Origin of the sequence: Methylomonas sp. EFPC3 (assembly GCF_029643245.1) — a bacterium.
In the GTDB taxonomy this organism is placed as follows: Bacteria; Pseudomonadota; Gammaproteobacteria; order Methylococcales; family Methylomonadaceae; genus Methylomonas; species Methylomonas koyamae_B.
Window position 1 is genome coordinate 3,893,298 of record NZ_CP116398.1, and the last position, 26,301, is coordinate 3,919,598.

Annotated in this window: 24 protein-coding genes; 9 read left to right on the forward strand and 15 right to left on the reverse strand. The window is 56.3% G+C overall.

Going from position 1 to position 26,301, the window contains the following annotated elements; all coding sequences use genetic code 11:
• Positions 1 to 65: 65 nt before the first annotated feature.
• Positions 66 to 1,865, forward strand: coding sequence for a bacteriohemerythrin (locus tag PL263_RS17625; RefSeq protein WP_278210585.1), 1,800 nt, complete (start codon positions 66 to 68; stop codon positions 1,863 to 1,865).
• Positions 1,862 to 3,166, forward strand: coding sequence for an HD domain-containing phosphohydrolase (locus PL263_RS17630; protein ID WP_278210586.1), 1,305 nt, complete (start codon positions 1,862 to 1,864; stop codon positions 3,164 to 3,166). The genes PL263_RS17625 and PL263_RS17630 overlap by 4 nt, the downstream gene beginning before the upstream one ends.
• Positions 3,167 to 3,184: 18 nt before the next feature.
• On the opposite strand, the gene PL263_RS17635 is transcribed toward PL263_RS17630, so the two are convergent.
• The 8 genes from PL263_RS17635 to PL263_RS17670 all read right to left on the reverse strand — a co-directional run bounded on the left by PL263_RS17635 (position 3,185) and on the right by PL263_RS17670 (position 9,744).
• The gene (locus tag PL263_RS17635; RefSeq protein ID WP_278210587.1) at positions 3,185 to 3,724 is read right to left on the reverse strand and encodes a response regulator; all 540 of its coding nucleotides are present in this window, start codon (positions 3,722 to 3,724) and stop codon (positions 3,185 to 3,187) included.
• A 382-nt stretch (positions 3,725 to 4,106) separates the two neighbouring features.
• Positions 4,107 to 4,925 carry a VPLPA-CTERM sorting domain-containing protein gene (locus PL263_RS17640; protein ID WP_278210588.1) on the reverse strand — a complete coding sequence of 273 codons (819 nt, stop codon included), beginning with the start codon at positions 4,923 to 4,925 and terminating at the stop codon, positions 4,107 to 4,109.
• Between the two features lie 70 nt (positions 4,926 to 4,995).
• On the reverse strand, positions 4,996 to 5,817 hold the full coding sequence (locus PL263_RS17645; protein WP_278210589.1) for a hypothetical protein: 822 nt from the start codon (positions 5,815 to 5,817) through the stop codon (positions 4,996 to 4,998).
• Positions 5,818 to 5,869: 52 nt separating this feature from the next.
• Positions 5,870 to 6,811: a hypothetical protein gene (locus PL263_RS17650; RefSeq protein WP_278210590.1), complete on the reverse strand. Its 942-nt coding sequence runs from the start codon at positions 6,809 to 6,811 to the stop codon at positions 5,870 to 5,872.
• Between the two features lie 462 nt (positions 6,812 to 7,273).
• A complete protein-coding gene (locus tag PL263_RS17655; RefSeq protein WP_278210591.1) occupies positions 7,274 to 7,729 on the reverse strand; it encodes an ankyrin repeat domain-containing protein in 456 nt (151 codons plus the stop codon).
• Between the two features lie 17 nt (positions 7,730 to 7,746).
• Positions 7,747 to 8,418 (reverse strand): hypothetical protein, encoded by a 672-nt coding sequence (locus PL263_RS17660; RefSeq protein WP_278210592.1) that lies wholly within the window; start codon positions 8,416 to 8,418, stop codon positions 7,747 to 7,749.
• Complete coding sequence (locus PL263_RS17665; protein ID WP_347568954.1) at positions 8,408 to 9,181, reverse strand: 4Fe4S-binding leucine-rich repeat protein; 774 nt, start codon at positions 9,179 to 9,181, stop codon at positions 8,408 to 8,410. The genes PL263_RS17660 and PL263_RS17665 overlap by 11 nt, the downstream gene beginning before the upstream one ends.
• An 8-nt stretch (positions 9,182 to 9,189) precedes the next feature.
• Positions 9,190 to 9,744 carry a flavodoxin gene (locus tag PL263_RS17670; RefSeq protein WP_278210594.1) on the reverse strand — a complete coding sequence of 185 codons (555 nt, stop codon included), beginning with the start codon at positions 9,742 to 9,744 and terminating at the stop codon, positions 9,190 to 9,192.
• Between the two features lie 281 nt (positions 9,745 to 10,025).
• Here PL263_RS17670 and PL263_RS17675 point away from each other — a divergent pair, with 281 nt between their 5' ends.
• Together PL263_RS17675 and PL263_RS17680 are read left to right on the forward strand one after the other, a co-directional pair.
• Positions 10,026 to 11,021, forward strand: a complete 996-nt coding sequence (locus tag PL263_RS17675; RefSeq protein WP_278210595.1) for a hypothetical protein — start codon at positions 10,026 to 10,028, stop codon at positions 11,019 to 11,021.
• A gap of 175 nt (positions 11,022 to 11,196) precedes the next feature.
• Positions 11,197 to 11,577: a hypothetical protein gene (locus PL263_RS17680; protein ID WP_140912496.1), complete on the forward strand. Its 381-nt coding sequence runs from the start codon at positions 11,197 to 11,199 to the stop codon at positions 11,575 to 11,577.
• Positions 11,578 to 11,737: 160 nt separating this feature from the next.
• Here PL263_RS17680 and PL263_RS17685 read toward each other — a convergent pair whose 3' ends face one another.
• The 4 genes from PL263_RS17685 to dcd form a co-directional block, all read right to left on the reverse strand.
• On the reverse strand, positions 11,738 to 14,092 hold the full coding sequence (locus PL263_RS17685; protein ID WP_278210596.1) for an EAL domain-containing protein: 2,355 nt from the start codon (positions 14,090 to 14,092) through the stop codon (positions 11,738 to 11,740).
• Between the two features lie 115 nt (positions 14,093 to 14,207).
• On the reverse strand, positions 14,208 to 15,191 hold the full coding sequence (glk, locus tag PL263_RS17690) for a glucokinase (protein WP_278210597.1): 984 nt from the start codon (positions 15,189 to 15,191) through the stop codon (positions 14,208 to 14,210).
• Positions 15,192 to 15,198: 7 nt separating this feature from the next.
• Positions 15,199 to 18,417, reverse strand: coding sequence for a glycoside hydrolase family 15 protein (locus PL263_RS17695; RefSeq protein WP_278210598.1), 3,219 nt, complete (start codon positions 18,415 to 18,417; stop codon positions 15,199 to 15,201).
• Positions 18,418 to 18,456: 39 nt separating this feature from the next.
• Complete coding sequence (gene dcd, locus PL263_RS17700; protein WP_278210600.1) at positions 18,457 to 19,023, reverse strand: dCTP deaminase; 567 nt, start codon at positions 19,021 to 19,023, stop codon at positions 18,457 to 18,459.
• A 171-nt stretch (positions 19,024 to 19,194) separates the two neighbouring features.
• On the opposite strand from dcd, the gene PL263_RS17705 reads away from it, so the two are divergent.
• From PL263_RS17705 to PL263_RS17725, 5 genes are all read left to right on the forward strand, one after another.
• The gene (locus tag PL263_RS17705) at positions 19,195 to 19,791 is read left to right on the forward strand and encodes a TetR/AcrR family transcriptional regulator (RefSeq protein WP_278210601.1); all 597 of its coding nucleotides are present in this window, start codon (positions 19,195 to 19,197) and stop codon (positions 19,789 to 19,791) included.
• Between the two features lie 47 nt (positions 19,792 to 19,838).
• Positions 19,839 to 20,063: an addiction module protein gene (locus PL263_RS17710; RefSeq protein WP_278210603.1), complete on the forward strand. Its 225-nt coding sequence runs from the start codon at positions 19,839 to 19,841 to the stop codon at positions 20,061 to 20,063.
• Between the two features lie 112 nt (positions 20,064 to 20,175).
• Complete coding sequence (locus PL263_RS17715; protein WP_278210604.1) at positions 20,176 to 20,802, forward strand: hypothetical protein; 627 nt, start codon at positions 20,176 to 20,178, stop codon at positions 20,800 to 20,802.
• 123 nt (positions 20,803 to 20,925) lie between these two features.
• Positions 20,926 to 21,198: a DUF4242 domain-containing protein gene (locus tag PL263_RS17720; protein WP_278210606.1), complete on the forward strand. Its 273-nt coding sequence runs from the start codon at positions 20,926 to 20,928 to the stop codon at positions 21,196 to 21,198.
• Positions 21,199 to 21,368: 170 nt separating this feature from the next.
• A complete protein-coding gene (locus PL263_RS17725; RefSeq protein WP_278210608.1) occupies positions 21,369 to 22,682 on the forward strand; it encodes a selenium-binding protein SBP56-related protein in 1,314 nt (437 codons plus the stop codon).
• Positions 22,683 to 22,776: 94 nt separating this feature from the next.
• On the opposite strand, the gene gatB is transcribed toward PL263_RS17725, so the two are convergent.
• From gatB to gatA, 3 genes are read right to left on the reverse strand one after another with little or no spacing between them, the layout of a single operon-like run.
• Complete coding sequence (gene gatB / locus PL263_RS17730; RefSeq protein ID WP_278210609.1) at positions 22,777 to 24,213, reverse strand: Asp-tRNA(Asn)/Glu-tRNA(Gln) amidotransferase subunit GatB; 1,437 nt, start codon at positions 24,211 to 24,213, stop codon at positions 22,777 to 22,779.
• A 19-nt stretch (positions 24,214 to 24,232) separates the two neighbouring features.
• Positions 24,233 to 24,835, reverse strand: a complete 603-nt coding sequence (locus PL263_RS17735; protein ID WP_278210611.1) for a Uma2 family endonuclease — start codon at positions 24,833 to 24,835, stop codon at positions 24,233 to 24,235.
• Between the two features lie 13 nt (positions 24,836 to 24,848).
• Positions 24,849 to 26,300, reverse strand: coding sequence for an Asp-tRNA(Asn)/Glu-tRNA(Gln) amidotransferase subunit GatA (gatA, locus tag PL263_RS17740; RefSeq protein WP_278210613.1), 1,452 nt, complete (start codon positions 26,298 to 26,300; stop codon positions 24,849 to 24,851).
• Position 26,301 lies beyond the last annotated feature (1 nt).

Below are 26,301 nucleotides of genomic sequence, written 5' to 3' on the forward strand. Positions count from 1 at the left end.
GCATTGTGCCATAGCATAGGCGCGAGTAATATCCGAGTCTGTTATCCGAATGCGGACTCGCGCACATGAGCATTTTGACTTGGAACGATCAGTTACTCGTCGGCCTGGACAGCGTCGACCGCCAACATCAGAAGCTGGTGGAGTTGATCAACAAACTGGACGAACTGGTGGCGGTAGGCGGCGATAGCGATGTTTTAGTCGCCACGGTCGGCGATCTGGCGGATTACACGGCCTATCATTTCCGCCATGAAGAAGAACTGATGGCGGCCGCCAATTTCAACCCGGAGCTGTTTGCCAAACACAGCGAGGAGCATCGCGAGTTCGTCGACAAAATCCGGAGTGTACAGCTGGACGCGGAGCGCGACCGGTCGGCGATTTCCGGGGATTTGTTGGACTTTTTGGTCGATTGGCTCTGCCATCATATTTTGAAGACCGATAAACTGATGGGTATCAGTTTGAGCAAAGGCGTCGATGCCGCCCGGATCGAAATCGACCGCCACGAACATCTCGGCGTGCTGCACAGTAATCTGTATTCGGCCCTGCGCGAGAGCGAGGAGCGCTTCAAGGATTTGGCCGATAATTTGCCGGCTCTGATTTGGATTACCAACGCCAAACACATGCCGATATTTTGCAACCGCTTCTGGTTCAAAACCTTCGGTTTGCACAGCGGCAGGCTAGAGAAACAACAATGGATGAACGTGATCCACCCCGAAGATCGGGAGCAGGTCATGGCGGCGTACAGCAAGGCGGCAGGCGAAAAAACCAAGCTCAAGATCGAATACCGTTTGCTGGGTGATGGCGGCAAAGTGAGCTGGATTTTGGAGACTACCGCCCCCCGCGTGCGCCGTAACGGCGAGTTTGCCGGTTTGATGGGTTGCGGTATGGATATCACCCTGCGCAAAAAAGCCGAAGCCGCGCTGGCCAAACTCAACCACCAACTGGAGGAGCAAGTCGCCGAGCGGACCCTGGAACTGACCGTCGCCAACCAAACCCTGGAGCAGGATAAGAACCGGCTGATCCAGCTCAACCTGCAATTGCAGGAAGCGCAGTCGCATTTGGTCCAAGCCGAAAAAATGGCATCGATAGGCCAATTGGCAGCCGGCGTCGCGCACGAAATCAACAATCCGCTCGGCTATATTTATTCCAACCTGAATACGTTGAAAAATTACATCGACGAGTTGGCGTCTGCGGCCACTCTGGCCGAGCGCTTGGCCGGCAATCTGCCCGAGAACCATCCGGTCGCGGCCGAATTTCGCGCCTTTAAAAGCCGGGTCGATCTGGATTTCATCAAAACCGATGCCGGCGATTTGGTTAAAGAATCGTTGGAGGGCGCGACCCGTGCTAAAAACATCGTCCAGGATTTACGCGATTTCTCCCGGATCGACCGGCAGAATCAGGCCATATTCGACCTGGAGGCCGGTTTGGACGCTACCTTGAATATCGTCAACAACGAACTGAAATACAAAGCGGCCGTGGTTAAAGATTACGGCGGGGTCAAACCGTTTCTCTGTGTCGGCGCTCAGCTTAACCAAGTGTTTATGAATCTGCTGGTCAACGCCGCTCAGGCCATTGCGGATTTCGGCAAAATCACCATTCGCACCGGTTATCGCGATGCCGATTGGGTGTTCGTCGAAATCGCCGATACCGGCAGCGGCATGAGTGACGAAGTCAAAGCCAAAATCTTCGATCCGTTTTTTACCACCAAGCCGGTCGGGAAAGGTACCGGTCTCGGCTTATCGCTGTCCTATAAAATTATCAAAGACCACCAGGGCGAAATCCAGGTCGATTCGGTTCAGGGCCAAGGCACGGTTTTCCGGATTTTCCTGCCGCTGCAACCCGCCACCTTAGCGCCTAAATTGCCATGAACGAGACAAGCCCAGCTACAGCCGCGCAACTATTGTTCGTCGACGACGAGCCGAATGTGCTGAAAGCCTTGAAGCGGTTGTTCCGCTCGGCGGAATACAGCGTGCACTTGGCCGAAAGCGGTGCTGCCGGCCTGGAGACTCTGCAGTCGCAGCCGATCGATTTGATCATTTCCGATATGCGCATGCCGCAAATGGACGGCGCCGAATTTTTGAGCCGGGCCGCCGCAAGCTATCCGGACACGGTGCGGATTCTGCTGACCGGTTATGCCGATATCGAATCGACCATCGCTGCGGTCAACAACGGCAGGATTTATAGCTATTGCAGCAAGCCGTGGGAAGACAACGAACTGAAAATCCTGGTGAACAACGCCTTGGAGCAAAAGCGCTTGCGCGAGGAGCGCCTGCGCCTGTTCGCGATCGTCGAACGCCAGAACCGGGAGCTGAAGGATCTCAATGCCAGCCTGGAGGAAAAAGTCGAGAAGCGGACCGAGCAGCTGAAGAAATCGCTGCAGGTGATCGAACAGGCCAACGAATCGTTGAAACGGCAATACCACGAGTCGGTTAAAGCGTTTGCCAAGATCATCGAAATGCGCCCCGGTATCAAGAGCGGTCATGCCAAATACATCGCCGAACACGCCAAAGACGTCGCCCAACGCCTGGGCATGCCGCCGGCAGAGGTCAGAAACGTGGTGTTTGCCGGGCTACTGCTGCAAATCGGCAAAATGAGCTTGCCGGATAGTCTGCTGACGATGTCGCATTTTGCGATGAACAGCCAGCAGCGCAAACGCTATTTGAACCATGCTCTGGAAGGCTCTCACTTGTTGGCCGGCATCGAGCCGTTGCAGCAGGCGGCGGAACTGGTCAGTCACCAGTACGAATATTACGACGGTTCAGGATATCCGGCCGGTCTGTCCGGCGCGGCGATACCGCTAGGCAGCCGGATTCTGACGGTGATTCGCGAATACATCTCGATGCTTGACGGCACTATCACCGGCAGCACAATGAGCACCGACCAAGTCAAACAGCGCTTGCAATCGAAAAAAGGCAGCCATTACGATCCGCAGGTGGTCGACGCTTTTCTGGCGCTATTGGACGAAACCAGTACTCACGACGAGCGGCCGGTCATCGAAATTTCCTGGACCCAATTGCAAGCCGGCATGGAAGCGGCCGAAGTGCTCTGCAACGACGTGCTGTATCTGAAAGACCAAATCCTGACCGAGAAACATGTCGAAGACATCCTCGGTCTGCGCAAGCACGGTAAGAATCTGGTGTTGCGGGTTAGACTGGGGCAGGGCGGCTAGCGCTGAATCCGGCCGTGATCACTCCAGATCGGTGTCGTCCAGGATAATCGAACCGTCCGCAGCCCAGTTGACTTTGGTAATCCCCGGTTCCTCGGCTTCCAGCGCGCGAATCAGCGCATCCTTCTCGTCCAACAGTTTTTGCTGAGCCCGCACCTGGTCCGCCAGCGCGCGGTTCTCCAGTTGCATGCGTTTGTGCGCCAAGCCGCTCTCGACCACATGGACGATTTCCACATTGCTCCAAGGCTTGTTGATGAAACGGAACACTTCCGCTTCGTTGATGGCATGTTGTGCACCTTCCAGATCGGCAAAACCGGTCAGGACCACCCTAACGGCGTCCGGCTGCAGACGTTTGAACAAAATCAGGAAATCGATGCCGTTGACGCCGGGCATCCGGTAATCGGAAATCACCAGATCGAAATGCTGCTGCCGCGCAATCTGCAACGCTTCATCGGCAGTTTCGGCCGTGACCGTGTCGTAGGCCTTGAGTAAGCGCACCAAGGCTTTAAGGACGTTGGCTTCGTCGTCGACGATCAAAATCTTAGCGGGACTCGTATTCATAGCGGGCTGCCATCGGAAAGCTGTCTCAATGGCGATAGTCTGGCACGGAACGCGCGCCGCGCAAGTTTCTGCGCTGTAAACTGCGGCGCGGCCTGAAAGTTTTATGCCAGTCCGCTGTGGGTCGGCTTCGCCGGAATCTCGGCATGAATGACCAGGCAATCGTAGCCGGGCGGCACGGGGTCGCGCATGCGCCAACGTGGCTACTTTCGGTGACCGATCTTGATTTGAATCGTTAACCTGTTTGGGATGACCAGGGTTCGCGGCAACCGATTTGCCGCCTCGGGTTGGGCACAGCGTCGAGGCGAGCGACACCTGGCAAAGCCCGGTCGGGTAAACCTTGGCCAGACCGGGCCGAATCAGGGGGATGTGCGGCGAAGTGCGCTTATCGATTCCCCGGCCGACAGCGCCTGGTGCGCAATCCACCCAGCAGAGCGCTGCCGAATAGCCACGCGGAAGCCGGCAGCGGGACCGGGTTGATCGGGCCGGAGTCTCCGGGACGGCTGATCATGGTGCGGGTGGAGGCGGTTGCCCCGAATGTGCCGGAGACCAAATGCTCGCCGTCGCCGGAAATGACAAAGATGAAGCTGCCGTTGCGGTCTTGCGGTACCGCATCGTAGGTATTGGTCGACACAAAGACGGTCTTGTTGGCTCCCGCGCCGTCCGTATCGCTATAGCTGGCATAAATATTGGTGGTCGCGTTCGCCCAGTTGTAAATATCGCCTTCGCCGCCGCCGCTGACCGATTGCTGCCAGTCCAGAGTCAATATAGCCAATCCGTTGCCGTTCAATTCGAAACTGCCGTCGTTACCGGCGCTCGCGGAGCCGTTGGTAAAGTTGTCGGTTGCGCTTTGCGAATGGCTTTCGAGCAAGCCGGCAGTTCGGGTGGTGCGGCTTTGCGAGAGCGTGGTGACGGTATCGGTCGTGAGCTGGCTGGAAAAATCCGCGGCCGAAAAATTTTGTTTCGGGTAATCGTCGCTAGGCGGATCGGTCCACGCAAACGCCCAGGACGTGACGGCACCGTTTTGGGCGGTCCAGCGAAACTCCGGCGCGTTGCTGCCGTCGGACAAGTCGATCAACTGAATGTTGAAGCTGCTCCAGTCTATCGTGGAACTGGCGACGACCGCGGCATGCGCGCCATGCGGGGTCGCGGCAAGACTCAGAGACAATAGCGTCGCAATGATGGGGATACTGAAAAATTTCATAGTGTTGTTCCTTGGAATACGGATGGGGGTGAACCTCTGGCAAACGGCCGTCCGAGCCGATGAGTTGGCGTTAAGCATTGGCTGTGCCGTCGAGCACCGACGAGCCCGGCGATTTGCGCTTAACGGCGCTTAGCGAAGCCATTAAAGCGCTGCCAAACAACCATGCCGATGCAGGCACCGGTACCGAACTGATAACCGTAGTGCGAGCGGATGCCGTGGCTGAAAAATTACCGGTTACCAAACCCAGGCCGTCGCCGGAGACGGTAAAACGAAACGTCCCGGTTTTGCTTCCCGTGCCATCGTATTCATTGATAGTGGCGTACTTGCTACCACCGCCATTGGTAGCGTTTGAGCTGTTGTAGTTGTCGGACAGATAAGACCCGTTCAGATTGATGATAGCCTCGCCGCCGGACGAGGGATTAATCGTATCCACGCCGCTGATGTCGACTTTCCAATCCAGCGAGATCATTGCGACACCTTTGCCGCGCATTTCGAAGTCACCTTGGACGTAGGCGGAACTTTGCGCGCTATTGCCGCCGATTGCTTCGCTGCGAGACTGGGCTTGCAGATACGTGGCGGTGCGCTCGGCTTGACTACTGGCCTTAGCGCTATCGCTGGCGGAGGTTAAGTGGGTGGCGAAATCCGTAGCGGATTGGTCGTCGTAACGGATGTCCGCAGGTTCGGTGAAGGCGCTGGTATTGACGCCGCTGGCTTGCGAGACCCAATTGAATCGAGGCGTATCGATTCCGCCGGATAAATCGATAAGCTGGACATCGAGGGTATCCCAATAGATTGTGGCCGTGGCAACGACCGCCGCGCGGGCCGTTTGCGGGCCGCTACTTACAGCCAGCAGGCAAAGCGCCAATACAGGCTTAACAGAAGAAAATTTCATACGAGGTGTCCTGATGGAAATGGTTGAGTATGGGGAGGCTGGCTTTCGCGATTCAAGCAGCGTTCGGAGGCAAGGGTTGGCGGCGGGAGATGCCGAACAGAGTCAACAACGTCGGTAAGAACAACCAAACGGCGCCCGGGACCGGCACCAGCGCGCCGGGATTTTGATCGAGTCGGGGGTTCAACGAAAAATGCCCGACGACGCGAGTGTCGCCTTCTAATTGAAAGAAAATCCGCGAATACATTGAGTCGCCGAATTTGAAATCGGCATCGATGCTCAACAGGCCGTTATCGGGGTTTACGCCGATAACCGGGTCGATCAGCTCGAAAAAAGTCCCGGCCGCGGGGCCTGCGTTATTGCCGATGTACCAACTTTCGGTTTCGCTGCGACGTTCCAGCGTCAGGCCCCGCATCCATAGCACGCCGGAAGGCGAGTTGAAGTCGCTATGCAGCCGTAACGAACCGCCGAGGGCAATGGTGCCGGTACCGGTGGCTAGGTCGAAGTCGCTGGGGCGATACCCTGCCGCCCAACCGGCGTCCAGGCCATCCGCCAGCGAATCGACCGCCAAGGCCCAGCCGCCGGAGGGTTGGGCTGCTGGGACTTGCTGGGCCGGATCCAGTACTCGCCATTCGGCCACTGCCGCCGGATTGGAGGTGCCGTTGGCAATTGCGGCGTCGGTAGCCTGCCACCAGGGTTGCAACGGCGCCGGGGCGCTCTTGTCGACAAATAACTGCGGATAGGCCCAGCGCCGCCCGGCGATGTCGGCGGTCGGGATGCGTTGTCCGCCATAGAGTTCGCGATAAGCCATATTTTTAAAGCTCTCCAGCGGTTTCAGCGTCGCCCAGACTGCTTGGTCATAACTTAGATAGGCGGTCCCGCCGAGATCGCCATTCAAAGCATGGGCGTTGAAAGTTGTGGTCAACGCCGCCAAGGCGCTGAGAGAAACCAGCCAAGCCCGGTTTCGCGGCCGCTTACATGCAAAAATCGTAGTCATAGTGCTAACTCTTGAAGAGGTTATAAAGGAACGGAGCGTGAACTTTGCTAAAGGCCTAGGCAGGTAGCTGAAAAATTTATGCATTAGCTATGCCGTTAGGTTATGGCGCGCTCAATGCCGATATGGTCTGTTTTATGTGTATGATTTTTAATTATTTTTATGTTTATTGGTGTGTTTGTCCTGATAAAAGGCAAGGACGTATCCTGGGTTGCGATTGGCTGTTGTTGTGGGATTTGACTGAGAATGAGCGATATGCCTTAGTTTGCCGAAATAGTGCCGGCCAAGGCTTGGGGAAAATCCTTCTAGGCCGGGTTAGGCTGATTGGAGCGGCCGCTGGTGAAGGGGGCGAGTTTGCCGGAACGACAAGCGCGGCAGGGGGGGGCGAGCGCTGCAGTTGGTGGCAGAACCGCGCGATATGAGGGCTCGATAATCCGGCTTGCAGCGGGTATTGCGGTCGGCGGATCAGTTCGAGAAGCCGCCGCGGCTGATATCGCGCAGTATTTGCAAACACTGGCGATTGGCGGCCAGATCCAGCGCGCTGAAATCGTCCTCGGTGGTCAAGCGCCAATTGGCGCCGGCAGCCAACAGTTGGGCGACTATGCGCTGTTTGCCGGCGGATGCGGCATAAATCAGCGCGGTCGAACCGCTGGGATTCTGGTAGTCGATGTCGATGCCGGCTTGTAGCAGTAGCTCGACGCACTCGGCGGATTCTGCAAAACATGCGGCCCACAGGGCATTGTTGCCGTAGGCGTCGCATACGCCGAGATCTGCGCCGAGATCACGGATTAGATGCATCAACACGTTGCCGCGGCCTTCGCGCGCGGCTAAGATCAGGGCATGTTCGCCGCGGCCGTTGACCGTTACCTCGGAAAATGGGGCAAAGCCGCGTTGTTCCAGCCATTGTTCGAATGGAGTCACTTTTACTACCTCGCGGTTCAGATTAACGACGGCCGATGTAGCAGCGATAGGTGGCCGCTGCCTGCGGCGATCAGGCCGGCCATTAGCTCCCGGCGGGCGGCGGCGCCTTTTCCGCGTAAATAGGACAGTTCGGCGCCGGTCAGCAAGGTGATTGCAATCAAGCTGATTTGGCCGCCGGGCAAGATGGCGGTGCCGGTGGGAACCTGACTCAACAGCGCACCGATCCGGCCGCGGCCGTCTTTGATATGGTCGATATTGAATTCCAGCGACAGCGGTTCGCCGGACACCAGCTTTTCGCAAAGTACCGGATGGCCGGCCAGGGTATGGCTGACTTCGGCCGTCAGCGGGAAAAGCCAACTGTCCGCCAAGGCGTTGAGCGGTTTGTCGTGGCCTATGCCGGAGTCTGGGCTTTCGACGAAGACTTCCAAGCCCAGGCCGGTTTCCGGCCGGTAACGTTCCACCCACGGGTCGGACAGACCGTCGGAAATCACGCAGGCATTGGCGCCATGCCGCGCTGCCAGCCAGGCGGCGCCGGCCGGCCATTCCGGGCCGTCGCTCATCGGTCCCATCAATGAGGTCAACGACGCCAAGTCCGACTCGAACAGCCGGCCCAGTGCGGCGTGTCTGGCTTCGCTGGCCAAGCGTAGCCGGTCGGCGTAAGTCAGGCCAACCAGAAATTCAGCGCTCATTGGATGTCTGCCGTTCGGGTTGACTGGCAATGCGTTCTTTGGCGATTTCACTGACTTCCGGGTCCGGGTCTGCCGTTAATCGCGTGAGCAGGTCGTCTTCGGCGCGCAACGCCACTTCGTAACGGACGGTCCAATCCGGGTCGCGGCTGAGCAAGGCCAAGTCCTCGATTTCCATACGTTGGGCGACGATACGGCGGATGTTGGTTTCCTTGTCTTCGGCCATCAGACCCAGGCTGACGCTGGGGATGCGTTCGACGACGATGCGTCGCACTTCGGTGTCCGGGTCGGCCACCAAGCGGAACAGGCGGCCTTTGGGCAAGCGCTTGGCTACGTAAACCCGCACCAGATAGTCCGGATCGTCGGCCATCAATTCCAATTGAGTTTCCGGCAGCCGGTCGGCGACCGTGACCCGCACTTCGCGGTCACTATCCTGGCGCAACTCCAGTAGCCAGTCCAAAGGTACCCGGTAGGCCAGTACTCGGCGGACCGCCTCGTCAGGATCGTTCAATAATGGCCGCAACATATTGGTCGGCAGATAACGGGCGGCAATGGCGCGGCGTTCCCAGAAGTCGTCGGTAATATACTGGCCGGCCAGACCGGGGTGCCGTTTCAGAAAGCGGTCGATTTGGCGGCCGCTGTGGGCGCGGATGCAGATGTCGCCGGGTTTGCAGCCGCCGTCAGCCAGTAAGGTGTCCCGGTATTCGCAACGGCTGCAGTCGGCCAGCGGCGTTAAATCCGGGTCTTGTGCTTCGGTACTGTACATCGCCATCGTTACGCCGCTTCGGCCATGACCGGCAATAATTGCGGTGTAATTTGCGCCAGCCAGAGCCGCAGCCGGTCGTCGGTCAAATGGGCTTGGGTGCGCTGGTCCAGTACCAGCCCGACAAACTCGCCGTCGATGATGGAGTCGGAATGCTCGAAACGGTAACCTTCGGTGCTCCAGCGGCCGACGATGTCGGCGCCGTAGCCGTAAAACACCCGGTACAGTTGAATCAAGGAACTGGCGAAGCGGGAGGCGTAGCGTTCCTGATGACCCAGGCCGAACAGGGCCACGCGTTTGCCGGTAAAGCCGTGACCGTCCAGATTGCCGACGAATTCATGCCAGCTGCGTTCCTGGCAGCCGGCAGCTAGGCCGGGCAAATCGCCGATGCCGTAACTGGGCGTGCCGAGGATCAGCGCGTCGTATTTCAGCAAGTCCTCGGGGCTGGCGCGGTTGATGTTTTTCGGTTTGTCCGCCAGTTCTTCGCCTAACAGGCTGTATATCTTTTTAGCGACCAGCCGGGTGCTGCCGGTGTCGGTGCCGAAAAAAATGCCGATTTTGCTCATAGATCACCTGTAATGGAATGTGCCGAACCCGGCTTTGCTGCCGTTTGTGAAACTGCAGCAAATATCGGTCCAGGTGGCTTGATAGGTTTGGTTGCGATGTTTTTCTTTTTATATCAATGAGATGGGTTTTGTGGTTTGGCAGGACTGGGCGAAACGGTGCGGTTAAGGCGACAATTGCTCTGAAAATGGGCCGATTCGCGACATTGTTGCTATAGTTGCGGCGTTAGTTGGATGCCGGTTTGGCCCCGGCAATAAATGGAAATCGTCAGGAAGGTTTAGTTATGGCAATTCTGCGCTGCAACCATTGCGGCTATCTCAGAGAAGTTTCTCAGGAACACGTGGGTAAGACGGTGAAATGCCCGGTGTGCGAACAGGCGGCGGTTATTTACGAGAGCGTCGAATTCATCAAAAAATTAATCGATAAGTACGGCGCCTTATTGGCGAAATACCGGGAATTGGAGGCGGCGCAGAATATACCGCCTGCGGCGGAAGCTCCGAAATATTTGCCTAAAGACGAAGAGCTGGATTTGCATAACACTGCGGTAATGACCAACAGCATGCAGTACAAGCCGGTGATCCAATGGTTCGAACGCAAGCATATCCAGGTCGAAGTCGATCACGATGCGCTTGATACCCAAGGGTTTTTCGATGAGATTGCGGTGGAGCTGGGCGACAATTTTCCGGTTTTACAGCAGGTGCTGGACAAGATACGCAAGGCTCAACGTAATAGTTATACCTCGGTGGTGTTGAATTTAAGCAACCACAGCCAGAACGATATTAAAACCATTACCGGGTTTTGCCGAAACCTGTACGAATTTTCGTTTTTGGCCAAATATTTTTATAACAAGAATGAAAAGCGGGCGTATTTAACCTTGCAGACCGTTCCGGCAATCGCCGGTTTTTTTAACGGCGAATGGTTGGAATGGTACGCTTTTATGAAATTGCTTAAATATTGTTACGAAAGCAAAGGCCTATTTTCCTGTCTGCGCAGTTTCAATATTCAATTTGCCAATGAAGATAAATATGAAGTGGACATATTTTTTCTAATTAATAGCCGGATTGCGCTGTTCATAGAGTGCAAATCCGGCGAGTTTCGGCCCTTCATCGACAAATATGTCAAGATGCGGCGTCGGCTGGAGATTGCCAAGGAAAACTTCCTGTTGCTGGTGTTGGGCGTTAGCGACGAGCAGGCGCAAGGCTTGACTAAGATGTATGAGATCACGTTCGTTAACGAAACCGGATTTATCAGACATATTAGCGGTTTATTGGACGGGTAATATATTCCGCTTTATATTTGTGGTATTAAGGTTTTTCGATTTTGCCGATATTTGCAAAATTCATGATAGTATGAGAGGGCTTGAACAAGCAGCCGGATTAAAATATACAGTCATAATATTGTAATTTTAGTGTGGTAATTAGAAACACCTTAAATACCAATTGATTAGGAATCTTATGAATATCGTTAAAAAAACCTTGGCTTCATTTTTGGTGATTGCCGCTGCGTTGGTTTCCACATCCGCCAATGCGAATAGCGCCGGCGACGCTAAAGTGCGTGCCGCTGCCGAAGGCACCGTAGCCAAAGTCGAGGAAGCGGTCGGTTTGTTGGACAAGGGCGCCGACAAAGCCGAAGTGTTGAAAGCGCTGGGCGAAGTGCGCCAGTTGCAAAAAGAATTCCGTTACGAGCAAACCGAGCGTTTGCGCCAAAAAGCCGGTGACAAATTGAAAGTCGCCCGCGACGAAATCGAAAAAGGCGACGCTAACGGTTCCGCATCGTTGAAAGCTACCCTGGAACTGTATAAAGAAATGTTGAAAATCTACCTGGCCGCCCACTAAGCTGCCAGCCGCTTTGCCGCCGGGCTTGTCTGTTCGGCGGTAATCCCCGGCTGCGGCTGTTTTGCCGCACGCCTCTCCTGATTTGTCGTTCTCAATCCAGCGTCTCGGCTAACAGACGTTCGAAATCTTCTGCCGGCAGCGGTCTGGCAAACAAATAGCCTTAGCCGTAATCGCAACCGGCGGCTGTCAGCAATTCGCGTTGGTTGCTGGTCTCGATACCTTCCGCGACCACCTTGATCCCCAATTTATGGGCCATGACGATGATGGCCTCGCACAGCGCCAGATCGTCGGAGCCGGCCGCCAGATTGCGAACGAAGCTTTGGTCGATCTTGATGTAATCGATATCGAATTTTTTCAAATACGACAAGGACGAATAACCGGTGCCGAAGTCGTCCAGCGAGACCTGGATACCGGCGTCGCGAAAGGCTAATAGTTGTTCGGCGACGGCGCCGCTGGCTTCCAGCAACAAGCCCTCGGTAATTTCGACGACGATGCTGTTGCCTGCCAGATTCAAGGCTTGCAACTGTTCCCGCCAGTCGCGGTGGCTGTCGCGCTCGTTGCGGAACTGCACCGGCGACTTATTGATGCTGATTTGAAAGCGCGAGTCGATCGAAGCCCGCCAGGCGAGAATTTGTTTGGCAGCCTGTTGAAAGGTCCAATTGCCGATTTGGCTGATGAGTCCGGTTTCCTCGGCAATCGGGATGAACTCCGACGGGCTGACGACGCCGCGTTGCGGATGATGCCAGCGAATCAAGGCTTCCGCTTTGCTGACCCGGCCGCTGGCGAGTTCCACGATAGGTTGGTAGCACAAATAGAATTGGCCCTCGGCCACGGCATGGCGCAAATCGTTGCTCAGACGCAGCCGGGATTGCGCGGCTTGCTGCATTGCCGGGATGAAAAAACAGTACTGGTTGCGACCCTGGCGTTTGGCCGCGTACATTGCTTGGTCGGCATGCTTCAGCAGCGAGTTGAGATCGCCGGCGTCGTCCGGGAAAAACGCAATGCCTATGCTGGTCGAGATGTAGGCGACTTCGTTACCCAGCTCGAAACATTCGGTCATCCGGTCCAGCAGGCCCAGCGCGATGCGCTCCACGTTACTTGGTTCGCCGACCTCGCCGAGGATGACGGTAAATTCGTCGCCGCCCAGCCGGGCGACCGTGTCGGTTTCGCGCACGCTGGCGACAATGCGCTGGGCGGCGATTTGCAGCAAACGGTCGCCCATATCGTGCCCCAAGGTATCGTTCACTTCCTTGAACAAATCCAGGTCGATAAACAAGACTGCCAGCCGGCTGTGTTCACGCGTGGCCTTTTTGATGGCGTGGCCCAGGCGCTCGTGAAACATACGCCGATTGGGCAGTTGCGTCAGTGGGTCGAAGTTGGCCTGCTGCCAGATCAAGCCTTCGGCCTGTTTCTTTTCGGTAATATCGGAGAACAAGGCCATACGCCGGTGGACCTGGCGGTTGGCGTCGAATATGGTATTTACGGTCAAGGCTTTGGCGAAAGTCTCGCCGTTTTTGCGTTGGTCCCACAATTCACCGCGCCAATGGCCGTCGCTGCGGATTGCTTGCCACATCGCATCGCTGTGAACGCCGCGGTTCAGCAGGCCGATGTGTTTGCCGACCACCTCGTCCGACTCGTAGCCGGTAATGGCGGAAAACGCCGGATTGATGGTCAGAATGCGGTCTTCGGCGTCGGCCAGCAGCATGGCCTCGCTGCTGTGTTGGTAAATTAACGCTGCTTGTTGCAAGGCTTCTTCGACCCGCTTGCGCTCGCGGATGTCGCGGACGATTGCCAGGTTGTAGCCGACGTTGCCGTATTCGAAATAATTGGCGACCACTTCCACCGGTAAAATCTCGCCTTGTTTGGTCTGGTGCAAGGTCTCCAGCGTTACCGAGCGCCGGCTTTTCAGTTCCTGCCAGTGTTCGCCCCAAACCGCTTTCGGAAACAACGGGTCGATGTCGAACACGCGCATTTGCAACAATTCGCGGTGGCTGTAACCGAGGGTTTTGCAAGACTGGTTGTTGACGTACAGAAAGTGGGCGTCTTCCGCGATCAAGTAGGCGCTGTCCTGCATCTGGTCCATGCCGAAACTGAGCTGGGCCAGACGCCGCCGCGAGTTTTTTTGCTCGGTGACGTCGCGGAAACTCCATATCCGACCGTGAATTTCGCCGTCGGCAATTTGCGGCTGGTAATAGCTCTCGACGACGCGACCGTCTTTCAGTTCCAGTTCTTGGTAATGCTGTTGTTTCGAATTGCGGTAAATGTCGTCGACCCGGCGCAGGAATTCGTCGGCTTGTTTCAACTGGCCGAAAATGTAACGCAGCGATTCCGCAGCGTCGCCGACGTTCAAGCTGTCGTCGGCTATCCGCCAAATCCGCTTGAATTGCGGATTAAACGCCGCGACCTGCCCGGCGGCATCGACAACCAGGATGGCATCGGCTGTGGAGTCGAGCGCGGCTTGCAGAACCGCAATCGATTGGATTAGCCGGCTTGTGGCCTGCTCTGATGGAGGCATATCGGCGGATGGATGCGGCGCGAAATTCCGGTGAACCTGAAACATGAACGAATTGATTAAGCCTGGCCGAACCGGCGGGTTTGGCCGGAACCAGTGGTCACATCCGCCAATGGCCTTAGCCCGCGGCGTAGTAGTGCATGGCTCCCAATAGCGGTGTGCGTGGGTTTAACGCCAGTTTGACCGGCACTTTGGATAACATGGCTTGAAACCGGCCTTTGGCGACGAAGGCCTGCAGAAACTCGCCTGACTCCAGGATCGGGCGGATTTTCGGACCGATGCCGCCGCCGATGAACACGCCGCCCGAGGCGAAGGCTTTCAGTGCCAGATTGCCGGCCTCGGTGCCGTAAAGTTCGGCGAATAGGCGCACGGTTTCCCGGCAGACCGGGTCTTCGCCGTCCACGCCCAGCCGCGAAATCAGGGCGTTGCGGTCGACGCCGGCGGCATCGGCCGCGGCCGGAATCGCCGGGCAGGGTGGGGCGTAGCGGCTATCGACCAGAAAGTCGTAAATATTGCTGAAGCCGAGACCGGACAGGACCCGTTCCCAACTGACATGGGCCGGATACTTTTGCCGCAAATAGGCCAGCAAGCGATCTTGTTGCGGGTTTTGCGGTGCGAAATCGCAATGGCCGCCTTCGGTGGCAATCGGGTGGTAATTGTTACCGTCCCAATGCAGAATGGCTTCGCCGAGGCCGGTGCCGGCGGCGATCACGGCGATATTGCCGGTTTGGGCTTCGGCGTTGGGATTCAGTTCGATAAAGTCTTGCGTCTGCAAATGCAGCATGCCGATCGCCATCGCTTCCAGATCGTTGAGCAATTTGACCCGCTCGGTTCCCAGGCGTTGCTTCAACTCGGCGCCGTCCAACAGCCAGGGCAGGTTGGTGGTCTGGCAGCGCTGGTTCAACACCGGGCCGGCGATGCCGAAACAGGCGGCTGACACCTTGCCGGAACCGTTCAGAAACAGATCCAGAATCTCGTCGAAGCTGGCGAATTCGCCGCTGGCGAAGGTTTGTTCGCGCAGACAGTTCAACGAGCCGTCGCCCAGGGTTTCGATTAAGGCCAGAACCGTTTTGGTTCCGCCGATGTCGCCGGCTAGAATCATAATGTCCTCACACAGTGGGGTTGGCGTTGTTGAGCAGGTGGATCAAGGCGTCGAGTATCGCGTTGGCGACCGCGTGCGGCGGCAATTGGTAGAAAGCCTGCCAGGCCAGCGAGACGCATTCTTCGTAGTGGTCGCGGTATTGCGGATGCCGTTGCAACCAACTGATTCGCACCGCGTGACCGATCAGAATATCGGTGACCAGCGTGTCGTCGATATACAGCTCCGGATTCTCCTTGACGATGGAGGCCAGTGCGCGCAACGCTTCCACACTCAACTGCCGATACACCGGCGCCTGAATCTTGTTCAGGATATGGTTGATATGCAGGCGGAAGGTTTGTTCCCCGGCGGTCATCTGCGCCAGCATCATTTCACTGTCGATACGGCGCTTGCTGTTGTATTTCTCGCCGACCATCAAGCCCTTGCAATGGTGCAGCAAAGTCCACAAACCGCTGAAAAAGGCTTCGTTTTCGCGGCCGACGCTGCCTTGCTGTTCGCGCCAGGCATACCAATCTTCGGCCCCGGCGCGGTCTTTCGGGTCCATGGCTTCCGGAAAGCGGGCCGCGGCCAGATCGCGTTGCGGGCCTTCGTAATTCAAGGTCTCGACTTGGCCGAGCTGATTCTCGCTGTTGTTATAGTCTTCCAGCGTTTCCCGGACCAGCGTTGCGACCTGATGCGGCGGTAGCGATAGTATGTCGTTGAAGGCCTGATCCAGCGAAGAGCTGTGCAAACGCTTGTAGCGGGCGATGATCAATTGCAGGATGTGGCCGACGCGGATGGTGTGCATGTCGGCGAACAGTTCCGGCTTCAGCTTGATCAGCATGCCCAGGTAGAGAATCAATTCCTGGATGATGATTTGCTGGCTGCTGTCGCCGGGATTGAAGGTGCGGATCGTTTCCAGGATTTGCCAGGAATCGGTCGGCCGCCGCAAGGTGGCTTTACCGCTGTAGGCGCGGCCCACGGTCAGGCCGTGTTGGCGCACCAGGATCTCGGTGGCGGCCTGTTCCAGGTTGATGTCGTATTTTTCCAGCAAGCCGGCGCAGCGGCGTACCAGATACCAGGCATGGCAATCGCCGGCGCGGGCGTAGACTTCCTCCAGCAAGTCGCGCACCCGGCACGGTGTACCTTCGCCATTGCGTAGGCCAGTGTCGAAGTCGAGGCCGTGGCGTTGGCATAACAGGCTTAACGCTTCCAACTGGGCATACAGGTTGGGGTTGGTCTGCAAAAGATCGACCAATTGCTCGTCGCCGCCGATTTCCCATTCGGTCACCAGCAGGTTATCGACAGCCTGCAGTGTGGTTGCATCGCCGCTGGGCAGGAGCTGGGCGAACGGCCGCTCGCCTTCTTCCCAACTGGCCTCGGAGAATTTGAAATCGTGCAGGTAACCGATGCGCTCGCGGGCGGCCGACGCGACTAAGTCGGTCAGCAAACCGAGCGAGGCGCGTACCCCTTCCAGGGTGCCTTGGCGCAATTGCGCGATGAAGTTCAGTAGCACCTCGCGGTCCGCATTTTGCAGCATGTTGTGGCGAATGTTGATCGCCAACAACGGCGGCGCGGCGCTGTCGCAATGGTTACTTAGGTAAGTCAGCTCCATGCGCAGGCGCTGGATCAGCAGTTGGTTGTCCATCGCCAGATAGAACCCTTTCTGGTTCATGAATTGCGGCAGGAACAACAAAGGTTCGCCGGCCAGCAGATACAATTTGGAGGTGGATAGCGTGCGCAATTGCCGCAACGGGCGGCCGGTCAGGCCGATCCGGTCGTTACGGCCGACCTGGTGGTAAGCCGCGGCCAATTCGCTGGCGTCGCGGACCTGAATCGGTGCGATTTCGGTCAGGGTTTGCGCCGGAATGCCCAGTGCGCGCAATTCGTCGCGCACCTCGTCGTCTTCGGCCAACAAGGCGATCTGTACGGTAGCGGCGGCGTGCAGCCGGTTGGTCTTGTAACGGCCCAGCGGGTCGATATCGTCCAGGCCGATCAAGCCGTCCTGCAACAGGCCACCGAGGATGTACAGGCTTTGCGCCCAGACCAGCGGCACGTTCTCGTTGGCGATCCGGGTTTGGCTGTGCGGGTGGCGTTTTTCGGCGGCGATGGCGGACTCCGGCACGATGTACAACTCCGGCAACAGCCACTGGCCGTTGTGTTCCACCAGCAAATCGTCCAGTTTACGCCGGTAGTCGCCGACGCCTTCGCTGTCTTCGGCAAACAGTTTGTTCAGTAGCAGGTAGCAGAAAAACAGCGGCCATTCGCATTCGATGTCCATGAATTGCTTCAATTCACTGGGTTCGTAATGCAGGCGCTGATGGTCCTCGATCACCGTTTGGTGGCCGTCGAGCAGAAAGCGTTTGCAGCCGTAACGGCCTTGCAGTTTCTCGACGATCAAGCGCTCGGTGCGGGCGCGCAGCTCCGGGTTGTCGACGGCAAAGGCGGGGAAACCGGTCACGCTCAAAACGGCCGAATCGACTTCCTTGGAGATCGATTCCCGCGGCAGCAGGGATTCCAGCGTGATCCGGCTGCGGGCGATATCGTCGCTGATAACATGGATCACCGCGGTCTGGCCGCCGTCCTTGCCGAATAAATTGAAGCCGGACATGGCCTCCAACGCCGCTTTGGCCATGCCGATCGAGCTGGCGTTGAGTTCGGCGATGCCGTGGTTCATTTTGTTGCCGCGCTCCCAAATGCCGTAATCCGGCGTGCGGTAGGCGCGGCTGATGTAGTGCACCAGATTCTGCACGAAGTTGACTTCGTCGGTGGTGAACACGATCCGCAGCCCGGACGCGGTCATTTGCGCCAGCATCAACAAGAACAGCGAGGTGGCGTCCAGTTGCAGATGGCCCCATTCGCTGTCGCCGACCACGACTTCGCCGGTTTGGGTGTTGTACTTGGCGTGCAGCGCGTCCAGCGGGTCTTGGCTATGTTTGAATTTTTCGACCTTGGCCGCCTGACGCATCATCGCAATCAGCAAGCCGCGCATCAGTTTGACCACGCTCTGTTCCAGCAGATAGGTGCGCTCCTGTTGGCCTTCCTGTTTACGGTAGGCCAAAGCCAAACCCCAGGCGGCCAGGATGCTATAGACATTGTCGCGGACCCAGGCATCGGTGTAATTGCCGTGGGTATTGACAGCGGTGCTGGCCGGCAGCAGGCCGCTGATCCAGTCCTGGCGCTGCAGAATGATGTCGTTGACTTGGCGGTAGTAGCGGTCGAGCGTTTCAGATGTGCTGGTAGACGTCATGTCGTTATCCCAGGTGAAGTTAAAACGGCGGGACGCCGATCAGGCTTTGGGTAGGGTGACTCCGGTCTGGCCCTGGTATTTACCGCCCCGGTCTTTGTACGAGGTTTCGCAGATTTCGTCGCCGCCGAAAAACAGCATTTGCGCCACGCCTTCGTTGGCGTAGATTTTGGCCGGCAGTGGGGTAGTGTTGGAGAATTCCAGTGTCACGTGGCCTTCCCATTCCGGTTCCAGCGGCGTCACGTTGACGATGATGCCGCAGCGGGCATAGGTGGATTTACCCAAACACACCACCAGCACGTCGCGTGGAATCCGGAAATATTCGACGGTGCGCGCCAACGCGAACGAATTGGGCGGAATGATGCAGACGTCGGATTTGACGTCAACGAAGCTGGCTTCGTCGAAATCCTTCGGGTCGACGATCGTCGAGTTGATGTTGGTGAAGATTTTGAATTCGTTGGAGCAGCGGACGTCGTAGCCGTAGCTGGAGGTGCCGTAGGAAATAATGCGGCCATGGGCGGATTCGCGAATCTGGCCGGCCTGAAACGGCTCGATCATGCCGTGTTGCTCGGACATGCGGCGAATCCATTGGTCTGATTTAATGCTCATGTGGCTGGTTTATCGGTAAGCAGAAACAAAGCTGCAACATAACATAAAACGAAGCCGAAAAATCGCCAATTGGCTGGTCGGGAGTCGTTAGTCGATAGCGCTGATAAGGCTTATTAAAGAATTAGAAAAAACTGATTTACAAATTAGACGACCGGTCGCATAATGCGGCCCATGGCGAAAACAGCACCCAAACAAGTCAAAAAAGACAGGCTGCTCGATCAGGGCGTCAGCCTGCTATTGGAAAAAGGCTATCACGCCACCGGTCTAAAAGAGATCCTGGACACGGTACAGATTCCGAAAGGCTCGTTTTACAGCTATTTCGGCAGCAAGGAACAATTCGCCGCCGAGGCGATACATCATTACATCGAGCCGTTTATCCTGCGCTTATCCGGCCATTTGCAAAACCCGGAAACGGATGGCCTGGCGGCCTTGAAGGCTTACTACCTGGGATTGATCGCCGAAGTGGCGCAAACCGGTTTCAAGGGCGGTTGTTTGCTGGGTAATTTGATGGGCGAGATCGGCGATACCAGTCCATTGTGCCGGGATGCCTTGCTGGATGCCGTTGGTCGTTACAGTGCCTTACAGCAATCGGCTTTGGAACGCGGCCAAAAGCAAGGTTCGGTGCGGCTGGATCGCTCGGCCAAGAGTATGGCGGATTTGATGCTGAACGGCTGGCAGGGGGCGCTGCTGCGGATGAAGGTCGAACAATCGGTGGAGCCTCTGCAGGCGGTTTGTCGGGATTTGTTGGATGATTATTTTCGGGCTTGATTGAGTTCCTACCTTATCGCATGCTAGCGCTAAATTGAAAGTGATTTATGGATGCGAAGACGATAACCGAAGAGACTCTAAAACTAGCTCCAGCAGCAAGAGCGTATATTGCAGAGATATTGATCGAAAGCCTGGATTGTGAAGACGACTTTCCGATTTCCGAGGAGTGGCGGCAAGAAATTGAAAAGCGTTGCAAGGAAATAGACGCCAATTCGGCGCTGCTGCTGGATGGCGAACAAGTCATGGCGGAGCTAAGACGGCGCTTTTTATGAAATATTTCCTGCATCTCAAATAGCGTGGAGCGGAAGAGAGTGACATTGTTTTACCGAAAACAGCCATGTCGGTGGATCCAATTTGTTTTTAGTTTTTTAAAAGGAATTTTTTATGAATCAGTCTCGCTACATTGTTTCGATTCTACTGACTTTTGTTATTGCTGGTTGCGCCTCCACCCAGTCTATTACAACTGAAAATAGACTGAAGATTCGGTCAGTAAAGGTAAACCAATCCATCAATAAGACGCCTTACATGTTTTATCTTGGCCCAAAGATGGCGGTTTCTGCTGGCTTTTTGGGTGTTATAGGTGTATTGGCCGCCAACAATCCAAATAAATCAGAAGCAGACTTATTACTCGGGTTTGCTGAAAATAACGGTATTTATATCGACAAAATCGTTTATGAAGAAGTCTCTAAAGCTGCACGGCAAGTTGGCAAATTTGAAGTTATCGAAACTGCAAGCCATGATGACGCAACCTTAAATATTGGAATTTATCAGTATGGTTTTAGTGTGCCTCATGGGTTTAGTTCAGAGCTGGTGCCAATACTGGCGATTGAATGCAATTTGGTCGATTCGTCGGGACAGGTTTTATGGCTTGATCGAGAGCAAGTGTTGTCTCTGGGAAATCCGTCGAATAGTTTTTCTCTAAAAGAGATCGAAGATAATCCGAAGTTGATCGATGAAATGTGGCGTGTCTCCGCTAAAACTATCTCCGAGAAACTTTTTAATGATATGTAACAGTGAGTAGGCTGGGTTTCATTTCATTCAACCCAGCCTACGAATCGAAACAACCGCTGCCCACCCGGCAGCATTTTTTAACGCCGGCAAATTAGACGACCGGTCATTTATTAGGAGGTCATCATGCCCAAATACATCATCGAACGCGACATTCCCGGCGCCGGCCAGTTGACGCAAGCCGAGCTGCAAGGCATTTCGCAAAAATCCTGCGGCGTGTTGCGCGAGATGGGGCCGCGCATTCAATGGCTGCACAGCTATGTCACCGGGGACAAGGTGTATTGCATTTACATCGCCGACAGCGAGCAGGCGATCCGCGAGCACGCCGAGCAGGGCGGTTTTCCGGCCAATCGGATCGAGGAAATCAAGACCGTGATCGATCCGACCACGGCCGATTGAACGATATCAGCTTGCGTATCGCCTATGTTGCGGCCTCAAACGGTAGGCCGGAATAAGCCGTCAGGTGTTTCCGGCAAACCTTTCGGCGCAGCCCAGGTAAATTCTGCCGGAAGCGTTGACGCTTATTCCGGCCTATATCACCACAACACCTTCTCGGGGGAGAGAACACCATGAACTTTAAACTCAGCACCTTTACCGCCGCGCTGTTGCTCGGCAGCGCCAGTCTGTCGGTCAGCGCCGACGAAACCTGCGCCTCGCCGTACATGGCGAAAATCACCGGCCAGGAAGATTTCGTTTACATCTGGACTCTGGGTGCGGAAGGCGTCGGCGACGAGCAGGACAAACTGGTCACCGTCGACGTCAACCCAAAATCCAAACAATACGGCAAAGTCGTCGCCAGTCTGTCGGTAGGCGGCCGCAACGAAGCCCACCATTCCGACTTTACCGACGACCGTAAATTTCTGTGGGCCGGCGGCTTGGATACCAACAAAATCTTCATCTTCGATGTCGCCACCGATCCTGCCAAGCCTAAGCTGACCAAAACCATCACCGACTTCGTCGCCAAGAGCGGCGGCGTGGTCGGCCCGCACAGTTTGTATGCCTTGCCGGGGCGAATGGTCATTACCGGCCTGTCCAATAACAAAGACCACGGCGGCCGCACCGCGATTGTGGAATACAGCAATGCCGGCGACTATATCGCCACCTATTGGCTGCCGACCGACGACAATCTGCAAGGTGCGATCAAATCCGGCAAATACGCCGACGGCTACAACTACGACGTAAGGGCTTTACCGCGCAAGAACTTGATGCTGACCTCCTCATTTACCGGCTGGTCGAACTACATGATGGATTTCGGCAAGATGTTGAACGATCCGGAAGCGATGAAGCGTTTCGGCAATACCGTGGTGCAATGGGACTTGCACAGCCGCCAGCCGAAAAAAGTGTTCGACGTGCCGGGGGCTCCGCTGGAAATCCGTTGCGCCTGGGACGAAGCGCATAATTACTGCTTCACCAGCACCGCGCTGACCTCGAAAATCTGGCTGATTTACCAGGATGACAAAGGCGAATGGCAAGCCAAGGATGTGGCCGACATCGGCGAACCGGCCAAGGTGCCGTTGCCGGTGGATATTTCGATCTCCAGCGACGACAAGACCTTGTGGGTCAACACTTTCATGGACGGCAAGACCCGCCGCTTCGACATCAGCGACCCGTTCCACCCCAAACAAGTGTTCGAGCAAAAAATCGGCGCCCAGGTCAACATGGTGTCGTCGAGCTGGGATGGCAAGCGTCTGTATTACACCTCGTCGCTGCTGGCGAATTGGGACAAGAAAGGCGCCGACAACGAGCAGTACTTCAAGGCTTATAGTTGGGACGGCGACAAGTTGACCGAGCAGTTCTCGATCGACTTCAACAAAGAGAAGCTGGGCAGGGCGCACCAGATGCGGTTCGGCGCCTACGCCTTGTACGGTAAAGCGCCGAAATAAGCGGTTGGCCCGCTGACCGCTGCCGGATTAGGCGAGCGGTCAGTGAGGGCGGAGACTGTGCTACGGCCCCCATGCTTAACGGGGGCCGCTACGCTTAGCCTTTAAGCTTGGCGATCAACATTTTGTTGACTTCGGCCGGGTTGGCCTTGCCTTGGGTCTGCTTCATGATTTGGCCGACCAGAGCCATCAGCGCTTTTTCTTTGCCGGACAAATATTGCTCTACCGGGCCCGGATTGGCGGCGATGACGCTGTCGACAATGGCTTCGATGGCGCCGGTATCGGTGATTTGCTTCAAGCCTTCTTTTTCGATGATGTCATCGGCGGTTTCGCTGCCGTTCCACAGTTTGTCGAACACCTGCTTCGCGGTTTTGCCGGAAATGGTGTTGTCGGCGACACGTTTCAGCAGGCCGGCCAAACGCTCGGCGCTAACCGGACAATCGCCGATTTCCAGGCCGGCCTTGTTCAGTGCGCCGAGCACATCGCCGGTCAGCCAGTTGGTCGCCAATTTGGCTTCGCCGGATTCGGCCACGACTTGTTCGTAAAAGTCGGCCAGTTCGCGCGACGAGGTCAAGGTGGCAGCGCTTTCAGCGTCCATGCCGTATTGGGCAATGAAGCGTTGTTTTTTTGCGTCGGGCAGTTCCGGCAAGGTGGCGCGAATGTCAGCTTTCAACGATTCTTCGATCACGACCGGCAATAAGTCGGGATCGGGAAAGTAACGGTAGTCGTTGGCTTCTTCCTTGCTGCGCATCGAACGGGTTTCGTCTTTGTTGGCGTCGTACAGACGGGTTTCCTGCACGATTTTGCCGCCGCCTTCCAGCACGTCGATATGGCGCTCGATTTCGTAATTGATGGCTTTTTCGACGAAACGGAAGGAGTTGATGTTCTTGATTTCAGCGCGGGTGCCGAATTCCTTCTGGCCTTTGGGGCGCACCGAGACGTTGGCGTCGCAGCGGAACGAGCCTTCCTGCATGTTGCCGTCGCAGATTTCCAGGTAGCGCACCAGTTCGTGCAGTTTGCGCATGTAAGCCACGGCTTCCTTGGCCGAGCGCATGTCCGGTTCGGAGACGATTTCCAGTAATGGCGTGCCGGCGCGGTTCAAATCGATGCCGGTCAGGCCGTGAAAGTCTTCGTGCAGCGACTTGCCGGCGTCTTCTTCCAAATGGGCGCGGGTGATGCCGATGCGTTTGGTCTCGCCGTCGACTTCGATATCCAGATGGCCGTTGCCGACGATTGGCAGTTCGAACTGGCTGATCTGGTAGCCTTTCGGCAAATCAGGATAAAAGTAGTTTTTGCGGGCGAATATCGAGTGCGGGGCAATCTCGGCGTCGATGGCCAAACCGAAGGTCACCGCCTTGCGCACCGCGTCCTCATTCAGCACCGGCAAAACGCCGGGCAAACCCAAATCGACCGCGCAGGCCTGGGTATTGGGTTCGGCGCCATACGCGGTGGCGGCGCCGGAAAAGATTTTGGATTTTGTAGAGAGTTGGGTGTGGATTTCCAGGCCGATGACGGCTTCCCATTTTGAGCTCATGGTGCTTTCCTTTTAAAACTTATTCGGCAAAAACGTCGTTCAGGTCGATTTGCAGGTCGGGGAATAAATACGGCGTGGCGATTTCGTCGCCGGGGTGCATGGCATGCAGCTGGTATTTTTCCTGCTCGTCGAGGACGAACTGGTACAGTGTTTGTTCGTACGGATGTACGATCCAGTATTCAGTGACACCGCTTTCTTGATACAGCTGGTATTTCAGGCGCAACTCCCGTTGGCTGTTGCCCGGAGATAAAATTTCGATAATCCAGTCCGGGGCGCCGTCGCAGCCCTGTTCGGTCAGTTTTTCCCGGTCGCAGATCACGCACAGATCGGGTTGCACCACGCTGAATACGTCGCGGTCTTGAAGGAGGGATTTACGCCGGTCGTAAAGTTTGACGTCGAAGGGTGCTACGTAGACATTGCATTGCTTGTGTTTGAAGTAGCTGCCTAAGCTGACCGATAGATTTAGCGACACGCTCTGATGCTTCCTGCTCGGCGCCGGCGACATCGCCATAATCTTACCCTTGATCAACTCGACGCTTTCCTCCAGCCGCCAAGTCATATAATCGGCATAGCTGTACGTGCCGTTCAAATCCAGTTGCGAAAGTTGCGTGATAGGCGCCATGGAGCCTCCCGGGTTATTCGAAGCCTTTGGGACTTTGCAAATGCCAATCGGTCGCTTGCTGGTAACGGTGGCCGATGTTCAGCAATTTGGCTTCGCTGAAATAATTGCCGATCACCTGTAAACCGACCGGCAGTCCGCCGATGAAGCCGGCCGGAATCGACATCGCCGGTAAACCCGCCAGGTTGATGGCGATAGTGTAAATGTCTTCCAAATACATTTGGATCGGGTCGCTGGTTTTTGCGCCGATTTTGAAGGCGGTGCCGGGCGTGACCGGCCCCATTAGCACGTCTACTTCGCTTAACGCGCGCTTGAAGTCGTCGCTAATCAGGCGACGTACTTGCTGAGCCTTCAGGTAATACGCGTCGTAATAGCCGGCCGACAACGCATAAGTGCCCATCAGAATGCGGCGTTTGACTTCGGCACCGAAGGCTTCGCCGCGCGAGCGAGTGTAGAGGTCGGTCAGGTCGGCCGGATTTTGGCAGCGGTAACCGAAACGGACGCCGTCGTAACGCGACAGGTTGGACGAGCATTCGGCCGAGGCGATCACGTAATAGGCTGGAATCGCCAGTTCCAGGTTTGGCATATCCACTTCCTGCACGGTGGCGCCGAGTTTTTGGTATTCGGCAATCGCGGCCTGAATCGTTGCCGCCATTTGGTTATCGAGCTGGCTGCTGAAAAACTGTTTGGGCAGGCCGATTTTCAAGCCCTGCAGACTGTCGTTCAGGCCGGCGCTGTAATTCGGAACCGACTGGTCGACGCTGGTGGAGTCTTTGCTATCGAAACCGGCCATGGTTTGCAGCAATAGCGCGGCGTCTTCGGCGCTACGCGCCATCGGCCCGCCCTGGTCCAGACTGGAGGCGTAGGCGATCATGCCGTAGCGCGATACCCGGCCGTAAGTCGGCTTCAAACCGGTGATGCCGCAAAACGCCGCCGGCTGACGAATCGAGCCGCCGGTATCGGTGCCGGTCACGGCCGGCGCCAAGCGCGCGGCGACGGCGACTGCCGAACCGCCGGACGAGCCGCCGGCGACGCAATCGGTGTTCCAGGGGTTTTGCGCCGGGCCGTAGAAACTGGTTTCGTTGGACGAGCCCATCGCGAATTCGTCCATGTTCAACTTGCCCAGCGTCACTGCCCCGGCCTGGTTGAATTTATCGACGAGGCTGGCATCGTAAGGCGCGACAAAGTTGTCCAGCATTTTCGAGCCGCAACTGGTTTTAATGCCCAGAGTGCAGAAAATGTCTTTGTGGGCGATCGGAATTCCGGTCAAATCGGTTGCATCGCCGGTGGCCAAGCGTTGATCGGCGGCCGCGGCCTGGGCTAACGCGTGTTCCTCGCTGATGGTGATGAAGGCGTTCAGCGCTGGGTGTTGTTTGATCCGTGCCAAAAAGGCGTGGGTTAGTTCGACGCTGGAAAATTGTTTGGCGCGCAGGCCGGCCGCCAGCTCGCTTAAAGTCTTGTTGTGCATG

Excerpts from the sequence above, each read along its gene's own strand:
- PL263_RS17625 (WP_278210585.1), top strand. The coding sequence starts at position 66 with ATGAGCATTTTGACTTGGAACGATCAGTTACTCGTCGGCCTGGACAGC.
- PL263_RS17630 (WP_278210586.1), top strand. The coding sequence starts at position 1,862 with ATGAACGAGACAAGCCCAGCTACAGCCGCGCAACTATTGTTCGTCGAC.
- PL263_RS17635 (WP_278210587.1), bottom strand. The coding sequence starts at position 3,724 with ATGAATACGAGTCCCGCTAAGATTTTGATCGTCGACGACGAAGCCAAC.
- PL263_RS17640 (WP_278210588.1), bottom strand. The coding sequence starts at position 4,925 with ATGAAATTTTTCAGTATCCCCATCATTGCGACGCTATTGTCTCTGAGT.
- PL263_RS17645 (WP_278210589.1), bottom strand. The coding sequence starts at position 5,817 with ATGAAATTTTCTTCTGTTAAGCCTGTATTGGCGCTTTGCCTGCTGGCT.
- PL263_RS17650 (WP_278210590.1), bottom strand. The coding sequence starts at position 6,811 with ATGACTACGATTTTTGCATGTAAGCGGCCGCGAAACCGGGCTTGGCTG.
- PL263_RS17660 (WP_278210592.1), bottom strand. The coding sequence starts at position 8,418 with ATGAGCGCTGAATTTCTGGTTGGCCTGACTTACGCCGACCGGCTACGC.
- PL263_RS17665 (WP_347568954.1), bottom strand. The coding sequence starts at position 9,181 with ATGTACAGTACCGAAGCACAAGACCCGGATTTAACGCCGCTGGCCGAC.
- PL263_RS17670 (WP_278210594.1), bottom strand. The coding sequence starts at position 9,744 with ATGAGCAAAATCGGCATTTTTTTCGGCACCGACACCGGCAGCACCCGG.
- PL263_RS17675 (WP_278210595.1), top strand. The coding sequence starts at position 10,026 with ATGGCAATTCTGCGCTGCAACCATTGCGGCTATCTCAGAGAAGTTTCT.
- PL263_RS17680 (WP_140912496.1), top strand. The coding sequence starts at position 11,197 with ATGAATATCGTTAAAAAAACCTTGGCTTCATTTTTGGTGATTGCCGCT.
- PL263_RS17685 (WP_278210596.1), bottom strand. The coding sequence starts at position 14,092 with ATGCCTCCATCAGAGCAGGCCACAAGCCGGCTAATCCAATCGATTGCG.
- glk (WP_278210597.1), bottom strand. The coding sequence starts at position 15,191 with ATGATTCTAGCCGGCGACATCGGCGGAACCAAAACGGTTCTGGCCTTA.
- PL263_RS17695 (WP_278210598.1), bottom strand. The coding sequence starts at position 18,417 with ATGACGTCTACCAGCACATCTGAAACGCTCGACCGCTACTACCGCCAA.
- dcd (WP_278210600.1), bottom strand. The coding sequence starts at position 19,023 with ATGAGCATTAAATCAGACCAATGGATTCGCCGCATGTCCGAGCAACAC.
- PL263_RS17705 (WP_278210601.1), top strand. The coding sequence starts at position 19,195 with ATGGCGAAAACAGCACCCAAACAAGTCAAAAAAGACAGGCTGCTCGAT.
- PL263_RS17710 (WP_278210603.1), top strand. The coding sequence starts at position 19,839 with ATGGATGCGAAGACGATAACCGAAGAGACTCTAAAACTAGCTCCAGCA.
- PL263_RS17715 (WP_278210604.1), top strand. The coding sequence starts at position 20,176 with ATGAATCAGTCTCGCTACATTGTTTCGATTCTACTGACTTTTGTTATT.
- PL263_RS17720 (WP_278210606.1), top strand. The coding sequence starts at position 20,926 with ATGCCCAAATACATCATCGAACGCGACATTCCCGGCGCCGGCCAGTTG.
- PL263_RS17725 (WP_278210608.1), top strand. The coding sequence starts at position 21,369 with ATGAACTTTAAACTCAGCACCTTTACCGCCGCGCTGTTGCTCGGCAGC.
- gatB (WP_278210609.1), bottom strand. The coding sequence starts at position 24,213 with ATGAGCTCAAAATGGGAAGCCGTCATCGGCCTGGAAATCCACACCCAA.
- PL263_RS17735 (WP_278210611.1), bottom strand. The coding sequence starts at position 24,835 with ATGGCGCCTATCACGCAACTTTCGCAACTGGATTTGAACGGCACGTAC.
- gatA (WP_278210613.1), bottom strand. The coding sequence starts at position 26,300 with ATGCACAACAAGACTTTAAGCGAGCTGGCGGCCGGCCTGCGCGCCAAA.